Source organism: Natrinema gelatinilyticum (assembly GCF_024266705.1).
GTDB lineage: Archaea > Halobacteriota > Halobacteria > Halobacteriales > Natrialbaceae > Natrinema > Natrinema gelatinilyticum.
Genome location: NZ_CP100756.1, coordinates 2,595,416 through 2,609,604 on the forward strand (window position 1 = coordinate 2,595,416; position 14,189 = coordinate 2,609,604).

Consider the following 14,189-nt stretch of genomic DNA (forward strand, 5'->3'; position numbering starts at 1 on the left):
GAGTCTCTGTACGTGTACCTATCAACGCGACCGCGAGTATCGCGATCGCGAATCGTGCAGCCACCATGTCAGAATCGGACCCCATTACGGACGAATCGGAAGACGAACGCACCGACGGACTCGAGGTCACCGTCGGTATCGATCGACTCGAGGCGTTTCTCACGGCAGAAGATCCGGAGGTCAGGGAGTACGCGGCCGAGACGCTGGCGACCGAGGCTGCGGAACGGCCGGCCGACGTTCGGTCGGCAGTGTCGGCGCTAACCGACTGTCTCGAGGACGATCCGGCGATCAGATCGCACGCCGTGTCGGCACTGTCTGCAGTCGCGGCCGTCTATCCGGAAGAGACCCGGGACGGCGTGCCGTCGCTGACGGACCGACTGGCGGGTCCATCGGCCATTCGGATCGACGCTGCGGACACGCTCGCTTCTATTGCCGCCGTCGAGCCTGCCGCTGTCGCCGACGCAGCACCGGTGCTCGCGTCCCACGTTACGGACGAGGAAGACCGCGTTCGGACCCGAGTGACGGACGCGCTCGCGGCAATCGCGGCGGCTGATCCCGAGCAGATGCTCCCGCTCATCGACGATGTCGCCGCGGCACTCGACGACGAAACCGCCGCGGTCCGCGAAAACGCAGCAGCGATCCTGGCGACCGTCGCAGCTCACGACCCCGATGTCGTCAGCGACACGACAGCTCGGCTCGCCGAGCGCCTCGAGGACGAGCGAACCGTCAGGGATCACGTTGCGCGAGCGCTCCGCCTAATCGCGGCGGAGCGACCTAACGCAGTAGCGGCGGCGGTAGAATCCGTCGCCGCTGGTCTCGCAGACGAGCGTGAGTGTGTTCGTGTCGACGTCGCACGGGCGCTCGCGGCCGTCGCGACCGAGCGTTCCGACGCCGTCGCTGCAGTCGTCGACGAGCTGGCCGCGAGCCTCGATGACGAGGCCGTCGTCCGTCGAGAGACGATACGAGCGCTTCGTGATGTTGCCGATGCCGAACCCGGTTCGGTCGTCCCGGCCGTGGACGCACTCGTCGAGCGAGTCGACGATCCACTCGAGGCGGTCCGAACGGACGCTGCCGCGACGCTTGCCACGCTTTCGGTGGATCGGCCCGCCGCAGCCGAACCCGCGGTCGATCCGCTCGCCCGCCGGCTTGCTCGTGACGAGCCGGCAGTCCGGAGCCACGGGATCGTGGCCATCGCTGCCGTCGCGGACGCAATCCCCGAGGCCGTCGAACCCGTCGTCGGAGATCTCGCCGTGGTCCTCGACGACGAGAACGACGCCGTTCGGCTCGAGGCGGCCCGTTCGATCGCGGCCGTGTCGGATACTGGTCCCGATTCGATCCGCCCGATCGTGTCGGAACTCGCCCGGAGAATAGACGATCCGCACGAACCAGTCCGCTATCGAGCGGCTGAGGCGCTGAGTGCAATCGCGCTCGCGGAACCGGTCGACGGGGTCGACGTCCCGGCGCTCGTCGACCGGCTCGAGTCGAACGACGAGTGGAGCAGCGGACACGCCGCGCGTAAACTGGCGGAAATCGCCGAGGCGCGGACGGCCGACGGCCATCCGGCAGTTCGATCGTTGTGTCGTCGACTCGAGTCCGACACCGAGGCGATTCGGCGGGCGGCCGCCCGCGATCTCGTTCCGATCGCAGCCGAGACGCAGCGATCGGCCCGCGAAACCGCCGCGCCACTCGGGGACCGGCTCGCGGACGACGATGCGAGCGTCAGAAACAACGCGGCCCTCGCACTCGCTCGGATCGCCGAAACGTATCCCGACGACTTGGAACCGGCGTTAGCGGGGCTCTTCCGCGCGCTCGACGATTCGGATCGGAGCGTGCGTGCCACGGTGCGCGAAACGCTCTTGGCAGTCGCGCCCGAATCGCACGCAGACTGTCGGCCGACGGTCGCGTTGGCCGTCGAAAAGATCGCTGCCGACGAGCCGGCCGTGCAGGCGGGCGCCTGCGAGGCGCTCAGGATCCTCGGACTCGAGTCCGGTGCCGAGACCGAGGCTGTCATCGGTTCCCTGGCGATGGCGCTCGTCGAACCACCGGTGAGGGTTCGAAGCGCGGCCCTCGAAACGCTCGTCGCGTTGCTCGGAGTCGACGGCGAAACCGAGCCGACGCCGGTCGAGACGCTCGACGGAATCCTGTCGTCCGACGACGAGCGTGCAACGGCAGTTGCGACTGCGCTCGCCGATGTCGCACGAATGGATCCGGAACTGATCGCCGACGCGGCCACGCCGCTCGTCGAGCGGTTACGAGCGGGAGATGCCAACCAGCGCCGAGCGCTCGAACGCGCGCTCGCGACAGCCGCCTCGGAGACGAATCTGCGATCGGTCACGGAGCTCCTGTGCGAGGACCTCGAGTCGGGCGTGGAAGCGACGGCTGCGGCGGGTGGCGCGGTCGATCGGCGATCGATCGCTGTCGAGATCGCTCGACTCGCGGCGGCATTCCCGGACGATGCGGCTTCTGCCCAGAACCGGCTGATCACCTTGCTGGCGGACGACTACAAATCCGTCCGAGCGGGTGCGGCGCTCGCACTCGGGATACTCGTGATCACGGGTCGGAGCGACGGTGCTGCGCTGGAGGACGCCCTCGAAGGTCTCGACGAACAGGTGGCCGAAGCGGCGTCACTCGTCGCCGGCGGCCGGACGCCCAGGCACACCGACGAGATGGACGCCTACCACTCCGCCCTCGGACGTCGGATCGACGGCAATCCGCGTGCCGGCGGACTGGCCGTTCTCGCGCTCTCGGTCCTCGCCGACGAGTCCGAGCGCCTGCGTCCGGCCGCCGTCTCGACTATCGCGACCGGACTGACTGTCGACAGCCCGGTCGTTCGGGTCGTGACCGGTCGAACGCTCGTGACGATGGCGACCGACGATCCTCACGGTCTCGCCGAGGCGACCGACGAGCTGCTATCGGCGCTGACGGACCCGGACGCCGACGTTCGGGCCACCGCCAGCCGCGCGCTTGCGGAAGTCACAGAAGTCACCGGGGAACTCGAGGGTGACGCTGACGAGGTCGCGCCAGCACTCCGCTCCCGACTGGCTGATCCCGACGCGAGAGTTCGAGCGGCCGCGGTTCGGACGCTCGCGGCTATCGACGCCGTCGACTCGGTGGCCGCGGTTCGACCGCTCGTCGACGACCCCGTTCCCCCAGTTTCGGGCGCGGCGGCGACCGCGAGGGAACGACTCGAATACGTCCGCGATCTCGGGGGGGCCGGGGACGCCGACTGGCCGATGGTCGGTGCGGGGTCCGCGGGCACCCGCTCGGCCGGGACCGGCGAGGCGTTGGGCAAGAGTCCGACGACGAAGTGGAGCCTCGAGATGGACGGCGCTGTCGTTGCTCCGCCGGCGCTGGTCGGCGACACCCTCTTCGTTGCGAGCGACAACGGCTGTATCACTGCACTGGCGCTCGAGGACGGACGTGAGCGCTGGCAGTTCGAATCTGAAGCGCCGCTCGCGACGACGCCGGCCGTCGTCGACGATACCGTGTACGTCGCCGGTGAAACCACGGTGCACGCGCTCGACGCGGAATCGGGTGAGCGAACCTGGCGCTACGAAACGGATACCCTCGTTCGGTCGTCACCGGTCGTCGCCGGCGGGAACGTGTACGTGGGCGGCACGACGCTGCACACGATCGACGCGGAAACGGGCCAGCCGGTCTGGACGGCGGGTCTAGCCGGCCCGCTCGTCGGGACGGCAGTCGACGACGGCGTCGTCTTCACCGTCTGTGAAGGGCGGGCGTCTGCACTCGCTTCCGCCGATGGCCGTCGACGGTGGATGACCGCCCTCGACCGCAACGGGGAGACGCTGACGAAACCAACGGTTGCGAATGGGTACGTTTACGTCGGCTGTGGGGGCTCGCTGCACGCGCTATCGGCCGCCGACGGTTCCCAACGCTTCCGATTCGATACCGGCGGCACCCTCACTCCGGCGCTCGCAGTCACCGACGGGCAGATCCTCGCCGCCAGCACCGACGGGAGTCTCTACGCGGTCGAAACGAGTACCGGCGCCGAGCGATGGCGGGTCGATATCGGCGATGCGACGACCGGTCCGGTAGTCGTCGGCGGGACCGTCTCGCTCGCCACCGCTGACGGGTCCGTCCACGGGCTATCGGTCGCCGATGGCACCCGGCAGTGGAACCTCGAGTCGATCAACACGGGGAGTGCCCCGTCGCTCGTCGGCGCGAACGGGCGGCTCTGTCTCGTCGGTCAGGATGGCATCGCCGTGATCGGAACCGAACAGCCGTCCTGGCGGGACTCGATCTCCGACTTGTTCTCTCGCCTCTAACGAGGCGAAGCGTCGCGACAATGCGATACGGCCGACGACCGGGATTCGATGGCCTCGGGTACGGTGCCGGATCAACCGCCGGTGGTCGCGTTCGGGGAGGGAGACGCGCCCGAGTCGGTCTCGTTCGTGGCGTTCGACGTGCGTCGTTCGCTCGTCTCGATAACAGACTCGACGGCCGTGACGATGTCTTCTGAACTTCCCACGCCGAGTTCTTCCCACCGTTTCTCGCCTCGCCTGTCGATGACGATGGTTACAGGGTAGCCGACGACGCCGTAGTTTGCCGCGAGCGTCGAGTGTGGGTCGTAGCCCACGGTCCAGTTGCCGCTGTGTTCGTGCCACCAGGTGCGAAGATCGTCCGGGGGCATCGTGCCCAACGACTGGTAGGTCACCGATAGGACCGTCAGCTCGTCCCCGTATTCGTCGACGAGCTGGGAGCGTGCCTCAGCGAGGCGGGGCATGTGGGCCTGACACTTCCCGCAGCCTGTGACGAAGAACATAACGACCGTCACCTCGCCGTTCGGAATCGTGATTGTCCCGGCCTCGCTGCCACGAGCGTCTATCGTCTCGACGTCGACCGGCAACTCCGAGTTTCCCTCGCTTGTGGAAGCGGACCGTTCGTTCCGAAACGAGGGAACGCCGCCGAGAACGACGCCCGTTGCGCCGGCGATGACGCCCAGGCTGCCGACACCGGCAATCAGTTCCCGTCGCCTCATCGGTCCCCACCCTCCCGGACGGAGCGTGTGCGATCGGGTTCGCGAGTTCGGTCGCCGCTCTGACAGCCCGCCATAGGCGACTATTGTCGTTCTAGATAAAAAGGATTCACTGGTTTGCGCGTCGAAACCGCAGCGCGTGGTCGCCCGGGGCAATCGGCGAGACGACTCGAGTGCCTGGTCTCTCGAGCCACGGTCCTGCGGTTCGACTGCGGTAGCTGCTCGAGGGTGCGACCGACGGCGCCGGCGAAGGGACTTGCAGCGGGCCGTCAGTACTCTCGTTCGGAGTGAACAGGGGACGTGCTGCAACCATATATATTTATAGAAGAAACTCTTAGAGACAAGTTATTTATGGTAGATAGAGAATACGATTTCAGTCGCGGACAGGCGACGGGGATCGAACCACGTTCGATTCCGGTCGTTCGGTCTCTCGAGGTGAATCCGTTACCACGACCGCACGATTGAACGATGATGTCGAGCGACAACACGGCTACCCACGATCACTGCTCTCGCAGCGCCAGTCCGAGGTGGGACTAATGGGTGAGTCATCCGAGACCGCCGACGAGTCGTCACTTCCAACTTGCCCTCGTTGTGGGGTTCGAGTGTCCCAGGTGACGATGCGCGGTCCGACGGACCAGATTGTGACGCCCTGTGGCTGTTCGATCGTGCCGGGTTCGCTCGAGCGGTAGTGATCGCTTTCCACCCGTTCGTCGCGACAGCCCTCACGGGTACTACTTCGAGATGACTGCCTCGACGCGTTCTACTTCGTCCTCGGTCAACCCGTATCGTTCGTAGACGAGTTCGTCGATCCGGCGGTCCGTCTCTTCGATCCGTTCTGTGAGGGCCGCCGCTCGATCCATCGTCTCGAGGTAGCGCTCCAGGCCGTCTCGTACGTCGTCGAGCGCGGGAAGGGTCAGCGCCCGAAGTCGGTCGACGAGGGAAATGGTTTTCGTGGCCGTCTTGCGGACGTTCGCGAAGCCACCGGCCTCGTCGACCGCGACGGGGACGAAGGCCTCGATCAGGTCCGCCTCGCTCGGAACGAGGTCGGTGAGACGGAACGCGGGCACCGGGTCGGTCTCGGTGTAGCCCCACTGATCCGTCTCGCACTCGGTCCCGTCCCCGGTAGCCACGGTGTCGGTCCCGTGTTCGGGTTTGTACCGGGCGGTCGCTTCGATCACGACCGTCCCGGCTGACGGGCGAGTCACGGTCGCGCGTCCGAGACGAAGTTGTGCCAGTTCGTCTGCTGTTCGGGACAGCGGCGATTCGAGCGGTCCTGACGGGCGTATCGACCCGACGTTCGAGAGGGATTCGCCCGACCGATACTCCCCCAGATGCGTTTCGAGGTCGAGCGTCAGCACCGCTCGCGCTCGAGTTGCCTCGATGCGTTGGGCCACGAGAGCCGCGAATTCGGGGTCCATCGGAACGGCGATCGGGTAGGACTCGAACGTCGACTGGTTGATCTGGGGGAAGACGGACCGATAGGCGGCGTGGTTCATCTCGTGATAGTATTCGAGCAGGGACGAATTGAGGACGCCGAGGATGCAGCGAAGATCCGTTTCGGAATCGTCCGCGGCGATGTTGTACACCGACTTGATCGTCACTCGGGATTCAGTATCCAGCGCTCCCGTCGGCGCTTCTGCGGTCTGTCGAAAAACGAGCTTCGGGCTTCGATACTGGTCACGGTCCTTTTCGATCTTCGACGGCGAGATGTATCGGGTTTCCGTAGCGTCGAATCCGTACGGTTCGATGGCCGAGCCAGGAACGATCGCTTCCGACTCGTTCTGTCCGGACGCTTTGGACAGCACGTCCGCCCGTTTGCTGATCTCCTCTCCCCTCGAGATCGAAACGCGTTCTCCGAGTTTCGGATGGGACGCCATCTTTTGCAGGATCGATCGCGTGGGTCGATTCAGGTGTAACAGGAATCGATACTCGTCCTGTTCCCGAAAGACCGACTGCGGAATCTCGTCGTATTGGATCGATTCGACAGCCCTGGATCCATCGGTCGACGCACATTTGACCGCAGCCGTTCCGGCCCCGGTTACGAGGACCGCAGCCCCGTTTTCGACGGCATCGAATGCCGTGCCGAGGTGAAGGACGAACGCGATGTCCGTGTGGTTGAGCAGATACCGGCGAATGTGAACGTTCTGTTCTCGAGTCAGTATCGCGTCGGGAACGACGATTCCGATTCGGCCGTCCGCAGCGAGACGGACGAACTGTTCGGTGAACGCGACGTACAGATCGAACTGCTGTCTCGTCGACTCGTACTCGTCTTCGAGATACGCACGGAGCGATCGGTCCATGGTTGCGCTGATGGCGCCCCGACCCGCCGTCGCGACCCACGGCGGATTGCCAATCACCGCATCGAACCCTGCGTGGTCTTGCAATCGCCCGTTCTCGTCGAGAACGACGTCGGGAAACTCGAGGTCCCAGTGAAAGAACCCCTCCGCCTCGCTCGTCGACTGCGCCCGTCTGAACCAGTCTGTCGTCTGCAACTCTGCCCACACATCGTCGTCCTCGAACGCCCCGGCCACCTGCTCGCACGCGTCGTCGGGGACCTCGCGGTCGAACCGTGCCGCGGTGGAAACGTTCGCCAGTGCGACCAGTCGCCGGAAGCGCGGCTCAGTCCGGTTCCACTCGTCGACGTCCGCCGTCGACGCCAGGTCGGTGAGCGTCTCGGTCGAGAGCCGCTCGGTTACCGTCGAACCGACCAGCGAATTGCCCACTACGAGGTGGTCGAGAGCGGGAGCCGGCCCGTCGGCCGCGGCCGTCTCGAGCCACAGCGTCAGTTTCGCCAACTCGACGGCCATCTCGTTCCGGTCTACGCCATAGATGCACTGCGAGACGATCGCACGGCGAACCCGCCCTTCGTCGACGGTCGTCGGCCCGCTCGTTGTCCGCCCCTCGGCCACCACTTGGCCCGTGAGATACGCCGTGGCCCGCGTGAGGAAGTGACCGCTTCCCATTGCGGGATCCAGAATCGTCACGTCGGTCGCTTCGCGGACAAACGCATCCACGTACTCGTCGGTTCCCGGCTCCAGACCGCCCGTCACGAGTTCGTCTCTGATTTCGTCGACCAGCGGTCCGATGGTCTTCTCGACGATGTCGCTCACGACAGCGTCCGGCGTGTAGTAGGTCCCCGTCGTCTTTCGGTCACCGTCGTCGGAGACGACGTACAAGTCACCGCTATCTACGGTCTCGATCGTATCGCTCGCCGTCACCTCCGTTGTCGGCTTCCAGACCGTCCCACCGTTCGCGAGAACTGCCGCATACTCGGCCGGCGCGATTCGAAACTGCTGCTCGAGCAACGCTTCGTAGCCGTTCCCGAGGTGGCGCGTATCGAGGTCTGCGTACTCGATCGGAACGGACCGCCCATCGTCCGTTTCGGTCGTCGAGAGCCGGTAGAGTGCTTCCGCGAGGTACCGATCGCCAACCGCGTTCACGGCCAGCAACTCGTGTGCCGACCGGTCGAACAACCCGCCGTCGCTCCCGGGCAGACCGAGGCGTTCGTTCCGCTCGTCGATCCACCGGAACAGCTTCTCGAGTCGCTGCCACAACGTCGTCGAATACGCGTCGTAGCGCTCGGCGAACCCGTCGCCGCTCGTGCCGATCTCGTCGTACACCTCGAGTCGGATCGCCTCGAGACTGAGCGGCGCGTCGTCCATCGGTGTATCGTTGGAATCTGCGGGTCGGACGAGTTCCCGGGACTCTGCGTAGCAAACGATCAACAATCGGTAGAGCAAAACGAGTGACTGGGTTTTCAACTCCTCGAGCTGCTCGTCGTCGCTTGGATCGATATCGAGGTCGTTGGTCTCGACGAAGCCGTGACCGAGGAGCCCCAGTGCAGTGAACCCGGTCGCTTCGAGATCCGCGCCGAGTTCGCGGACGGCCGCCTCGCTCTCCGCCCGGACCGAGTCGAGAACCGACCTGCCCCCGGACTCGCGGAACGCGGCCGCACGGAAGAGAACGTAAAAATACTTGAAGTCCTCACTGCCGTCGCGCTCGAGCAGGCCCGGTAGATCGATCTCGTAGCAGGCCTGCGTCTCGTCAGTGTCGGTCCCACCGTTCCAGATTTCCGAGGCGTCGATCCCGTCGGTTCGAGTCTCGTCTTCGTCTGCCCGGTTGGTCGGCGTGTCGAACTCGTTCGCACGGTACAGCCGCCACGTTCGCCCGTTCGTGAGGATACCCCATCTGATCGTCTCCGGCGTGCGCTCGAGAACGTGGGCAATCCGGTCGGACGCGGTTCGATCGAACGGTCGATCGCCGACCCGCGTCGTGCCGTCGCCGTCTTGGCGGCAAATCGCGACGATTCCGAGTGCGCGTTCGAACGGATCTGTCGAGTCGTCGGCGTCCGATACCGGTTTCTGGCTCTCCTCGTCGACCGCGGTATCAGCCAGAAGGGAGACGTCGACGGCGTCGTCACCGTCTGGCATCGTCTCCTGGACGATCGACCCAAAGCCAAGGACGTCGAGTGCCTCGTGGACGCGGTCTTCGGTCGCGAACTCGCTGTCAGAGACTGGATCCGACTCGCCGTCGAACAGCGCTCGCAGCCGCTCCCTCGCATCGGCCGCCGCCTCGTCGCAGTCCCACGCCGCTCGGTTCTGGATCTGCTCGTCGAGATAGTAGCTCGCAAAGAGCGTCGAACGAGCGTACGGACGATCCGTCGACGCAGCCTCCCTCATAGATACACGGTGTCTCGAATCGTCGGCGTAAGAAACCACTGGTCGATGCAGCCCTGTTCAGCGATTCCACCGAAGACAATACCCTTTTTACCGCCGCACGCTCACTCGAGAGCGAGACCGTGTCTTCCCTCGTTGGTACCACACTGGCCGGCGTGGTCTTCGGGCTCGCCCTCGCGGCACCGCCGGGACCGATGAACGCGATCATCGCCGAGGAGAGCGTCGTTCGCGGTTGGTCGGCCGGTGTCCGCGCCGGGTTCGGCGTGATGCTCGCGGACGCGCTGTTCTTCGTCCTGACGCTGGCCGGCGTCGTCGCCGTCATCGATCGCGCTCCCGTCGTCCGGCCCGTGCTCTACCTCGCTGGCGGCTGTCTCATGCTGTACTTTGCGATCGGCGCGGTCGACGAGGCCCGGTCCGCATCGTCGTTTACCGACGCCGGCCGGGTCGCCGCATCGGGCTTTCGGAAAACGTTCGTGCTCTCGCTGACCAACCCCTACCAGATCGGGTTCTGGCTCACCGTCGGCGTCGGCCTGCTCGAACCGGGAACCCTCGACGTCCTCGCGTCCATCCCGGTCGCCGGGCATGCGCTCGAGGGTGCGTTCGTCGTCCAGACCGGCTCGCCAGCGCTGTTAGCCGGCTTATTCGCTGGTGTAACGTGTTGGGTCGTGGTCTTTCCGGCAACGCTCGCTGCCGCCGGCCGTCGCATCGACGCGTTTGCACCGGCAGTGGCCGCACTGAGCGCCGTGGTCCTCGTGGGGTTTGGGCTACTCTTTCTGGTGATGGGGACGCTCCGAATCCTGTGACCGGCGCTCCGCGATTGATCGACCACGTGAAACGGTCGGATCCGTCCCGGCGGCGACGGGGCTACTCGCCCAGTGCGGCGATCTCGTCCTCGAGCCACTCGCTGAACCACTTGACGCGTTTCAGCCGTTGGTGCGCGATGCTTTCGGCGGTGTCGCTTTGCACGCGCGCGGCGGCGTCGTACCCCCGTTCGAGGACTCGCTCGACCATCTCGTCGGCGTCCATGTGGGTCCGCGCCTCGTAGCCCATTCGAAGCAACATCAGGGCGGTGCCGTTTGCCCCGATCTTGTCGAGCAAGTCGGCCTCGATGAGACACTGGGTCTCCAGGGCGAGGTCGGTCAGGTCGCCCTGATAGGAGTGGTCTTCGATGGCGCGACACACCTGACGAATGAACGATTCCGGGTATTCACCGCGGGATTCGAGGTACTCGCGGGCGACGCGAGCGCCGGCTTCGGCGTGGAGTTCCTGGTCGGTCTCGAGTTTGGAAACGTCGTGGAAGAGGGCGGCGACGCGGGTGACGTCGACGTCTGCGCCCTCCCTTTCCGCGATTTCGGTCGCGAGCTCGACCACGTTGAGGATGTGGTTGTGTCGGTACTCGGCGGAGTGCCAGGGGTACCAGCGCATGCGTCCGCCCTCGTCTTCCTTTTCGACGCTGGCCGTGAGATACTCGAAGACGAAGCCTTTCATCGCCTCGAACTCGGTATCCGTCACACCGGTTTCTTTTATTTCAACTCCCACGATAGATCCCTCCGCAGCAGACGAATGATAGTCATTACTGGAATGTTCGGTCGTTCCGTTCTTTAGCCTTTGGTTCGTCACGATTTCACAGGGTGTGGTTCCGACTGCGACTGTGACAATCCGGCGATGATATCCCGATGCCCTGCTGGCCGATCGCTCGGGTGCCCGCTCCCGGCGTCACCGCAGACCCCGAACGAGCGAGCCGAATAGCGCCGCACCGAGCGGAATCACGACGCTGACGGCGACCACCTGCCCCATCTCGAGATAGGTGTCGAGGATGCCGGCCATCCCGAGCCACAGCACGAAGGCGACGACGGACACCAGGCCGAATCCGAGACCGACGAGGAGGCCGCGCCGAATCGACGGCTGTACCAGGGAGACGATCGCACCCCCGAGAACGAACCCGACCCAGTGGACCCACGCGAACGCGAGTCCGACGACGACGCCACCGACTGTCGACAGCCGACGGCGACGACCGTCCCCTCGAGTCTCGTCGAGCCACGTACCGATCGACTTCATCCGTCACCCTCCGTGAACTCGACGGCAGTGGTGGTGTCCGGTGTCACAAGCGGTATCGGCTTGTACTCCCCGTCGGCCCATCGCTGCAGTTGGTCGGCGTAGTGCTCGGAGAACGGCGAGCCGTCGTTGCCACCCGGAAATGCCCCCTGTGACGGGCTTGAGTCCCCCATCGGACAAATCTGCCGCCAGCTACTCCCGACGTCACTCTCGGCGCGGAAGTTGTCGAGCGAGGCTGCCGATCCGTCCGTCGGATACCGCGGATAGTTCAGCCACTCTCTGTCGAAGGGATGGTCGATCGCCGTCGTGTTGTAGTCACCGTAGGTGTCCCACCCGTTCTCCTCGAGTTCGGCGGCGGTTCGTTCGAGCGCCTCAGCGATCGCAGTGGGGCGACCGTCGGGGAACCACGTCGAGTCCGGCGGAAGCGTGATGAGGACCCAGTCGTTGCCGTAGTACGCTTCGGGATCACGGCGATCGTCAAGTTCGTCCGCCAGTCGCGGCCGGAAGACTACGTCGCGATAGTGTGCGAGAAATCGTGCGAAGACGAGGGCGGCCCGCGAGTTTCGGCTCATTCGGTACTCCCAGCCCTCGAGTTCCGCGAGCAGGTCTTCGGCCGCCCCGTCGACGGCATCGCGGCCGTCGTCTATCATCGTCGGGACGAACATCGCCGCCCGCTCGTCGTGGGTGTCACGCTGGAGGTCGCGCATGAACTCTGACGTAACGGGTCGATCGCTCTCGACGCGAGTATCCAGCCGATTCCAGAGCCGAATTCCCCGGAAGGGTGCGGAATAGGCCTCGGCGAAGTAGTGCGGGTAGTCGGCGTCGTCGACGATTCGTTGATTCGCCGTCCCGATATAGTCGGGATCGACTGCGTGGGGCATCTCTTCGTATGGAATGAACTCGTCCCAGTCGGATTCACCGTACGGAACGAACCCTGGCCACTCCCCCTCTCGACTGGAGCCATCGAACACACGGGTTCCGGAGACGGGCTCGTCGTCCGTGTACCGGATCGGGACCTTCCCGGTGACGCGATAGAGTGTGTTGCCGTCGCGGTCGGCGTACACGAAATTCTGGGTGGGCAGATCGAACCGTCGAAGCGCGTCCTGCACGTCGTCGATTCCGTCGCTTCGCGCCAGCTCGAGGATCGCTTCGCTCGTCCTAGTGGCCGTCAACCCGACCCAGGAGACCGCGACCTGCGTCCGGAGTTCATCCCCATCGCTCTCGGTTTCAAGAATGGGGCCGTGGATGGTCTTTCTGACGGTGACCTCGCGGTCGCGTCCGTCCGCGACTTCGATGATCCGCCGTTCGTCGTCGAACTCTCGGTACTCCTCGCCGTACCGGTATCGGCCGTCACGCGTCTCGTACTCGTAAAAGTCGATCGTATCGGCGCCGGCGTTCGTGAGCCCCCACGCGCCGGACTCGTTTTCGCCGATGACGACGAAGGGGATTCCGGGAAACGTGACTCCCCTGGTGTGGGTTTCGGGGCCATCGAGGTGCATCTCGTACCAGACCGGCGGGGCCATCAACGGCAGGTGCGGGTCGTTCGCCAGAATCGGTGACCCCGAGCGCGTGTACTCGCCCGAGACGACCCACGAGTTCGATCCGACGCCAGGCGGGGATTCGAACGCCGATACCCACGCCGTCAGCTCGGGGTCGATCCGATGCCGACCGATGGATGCGTTTATCCGTTCGTTCTCGGCTGCGCCGTCGCCGTGGCCGAGAATAGTCGCATCGTGGCCGAGCCGGTCGGGAAACAGCGTTTCGGCGGTGTCCGCTCCCATCTCGGCCGCGACCGTCTCCTTGCGTAGCGTTCGGAAGCTCCCCGTCAGTCCCCAAGAAATCTGTATCGAGGCGAGAAGTATGTCCATGGGCCGCCAGGGTTCGGGCTCGTATTCCAGGAGGTCGAATTCCTGTGGAAGGGTCCGGTCAAGGTGTCGGTTGACGCCCGCGGCGAACGCCTCCGCGAGTCGGCCGGATTCGCTCTCCCGGAGACGGTCCCAGCTGGCAGCCGCCGCGCCGGCGAAATCCATCTTCACGTGGAATCGATCGGAGGGGAGCGCTCGATCGCCGACGATGGCCGAGAGCTGGCCGCGCATTTGCCGGCGCTGGAGGTCCATCTGGAACAGGCGGTCGGCACCCTGGGCGTAGCCGGCAGCGAAGTAGAGCGCCGCCTCGGAGTCGGCACTGACGTGCGGGACGCCGTCGTCGTCGTAGCCGAGCGTCGCCGACCCGTAGGGGGCGGTCACCTGCGATGGAAGGTCGTCGGTGGCCGTATCCCACACAGAGCCGCTAAACGGCGCGAACCGATCGAGATAGCTCCGTATGGGTGTGGTGGCCGCGCCTACCATGCCGCCACCGAGAACGGCCGCGAGAACGCCCCGTCGTGTCCGTTCTCGAGGGCTAAACTGTTCCCTGATTGTTTGTTTAGTATCCCGATCCATGACACGTGGTTACGTCGGTCG

Annotated in this window: 7 protein-coding genes; 2 read left to right on the forward strand and 5 right to left on the reverse strand. The window is 65.3% G+C overall.

Annotated elements, in window-relative coordinates:
- Positions 1 to 65 precede the first annotated feature (65 nt).
- Positions 66 to 4,286, forward strand: a complete 4,221-nt coding sequence (locus NJU76_RS12735; RefSeq protein ID WP_254529151.1) for an outer membrane protein assembly factor BamB family protein — start codon at positions 66 to 68, stop codon at positions 4,284 to 4,286.
- A gap of 71 nt (positions 4,287 to 4,357) precedes the next feature.
- Here NJU76_RS12735 and NJU76_RS12740 read toward each other — a convergent pair whose 3' ends face one another.
- Together NJU76_RS12740 and NJU76_RS12745 are read right to left on the reverse strand one after the other, a co-directional pair.
- Positions 4,358 to 4,999: a TlpA family protein disulfide reductase gene (locus tag NJU76_RS12740; RefSeq protein ID WP_254529153.1), complete on the reverse strand. Its 642-nt coding sequence runs from the start codon at positions 4,997 to 4,999 to the stop codon at positions 4,358 to 4,360.
- Positions 5,000 to 5,727: 728 nt separating this feature from the next.
- Complete coding sequence (locus NJU76_RS12745) at positions 5,728 to 9,675, reverse strand: Eco57I restriction-modification methylase domain-containing protein (RefSeq protein WP_254529161.1); 3,948 nt, start codon at positions 9,673 to 9,675, stop codon at positions 5,728 to 5,730.
- Between the two features lie 119 nt (positions 9,676 to 9,794).
- Between NJU76_RS12745 and NJU76_RS12750 the strand changes: the two genes are divergently transcribed.
- Positions 9,795 to 10,475, forward strand: coding sequence for a LysE family translocator (locus NJU76_RS12750; RefSeq protein ID WP_254529163.1), 681 nt, complete (start codon positions 9,795 to 9,797; stop codon positions 10,473 to 10,475).
- A gap of 61 nt (positions 10,476 to 10,536) precedes the next feature.
- Here the strand turns inward: NJU76_RS12750 and NJU76_RS12755 are convergent, their stop codons facing one another.
- From NJU76_RS12755 to NJU76_RS12765, 3 genes are all read right to left on the reverse strand, one after another.
- Positions 10,537 to 11,211, reverse strand: coding sequence for an HD domain-containing protein (locus NJU76_RS12755; RefSeq protein WP_254529165.1), 675 nt, complete (start codon positions 11,209 to 11,211; stop codon positions 10,537 to 10,539).
- A gap of 177 nt (positions 11,212 to 11,388) precedes the next feature.
- Positions 11,389 to 11,730, reverse strand: a complete 342-nt coding sequence (locus NJU76_RS12760; protein WP_254529167.1) for a hypothetical protein — start codon at positions 11,728 to 11,730, stop codon at positions 11,389 to 11,391.
- Entirely contained in the window at positions 11,727 to 14,168 is a 2,442-nt protein-coding gene (locus NJU76_RS12765; RefSeq protein WP_254529176.1) for a penicillin acylase family protein, read from the reverse strand. Before NJU76_RS12765 ends, NJU76_RS12760 begins: the two co-directional genes overlap by 4 nt.
- Positions 14,169 to 14,189: the final 21 nt, after the last annotated feature.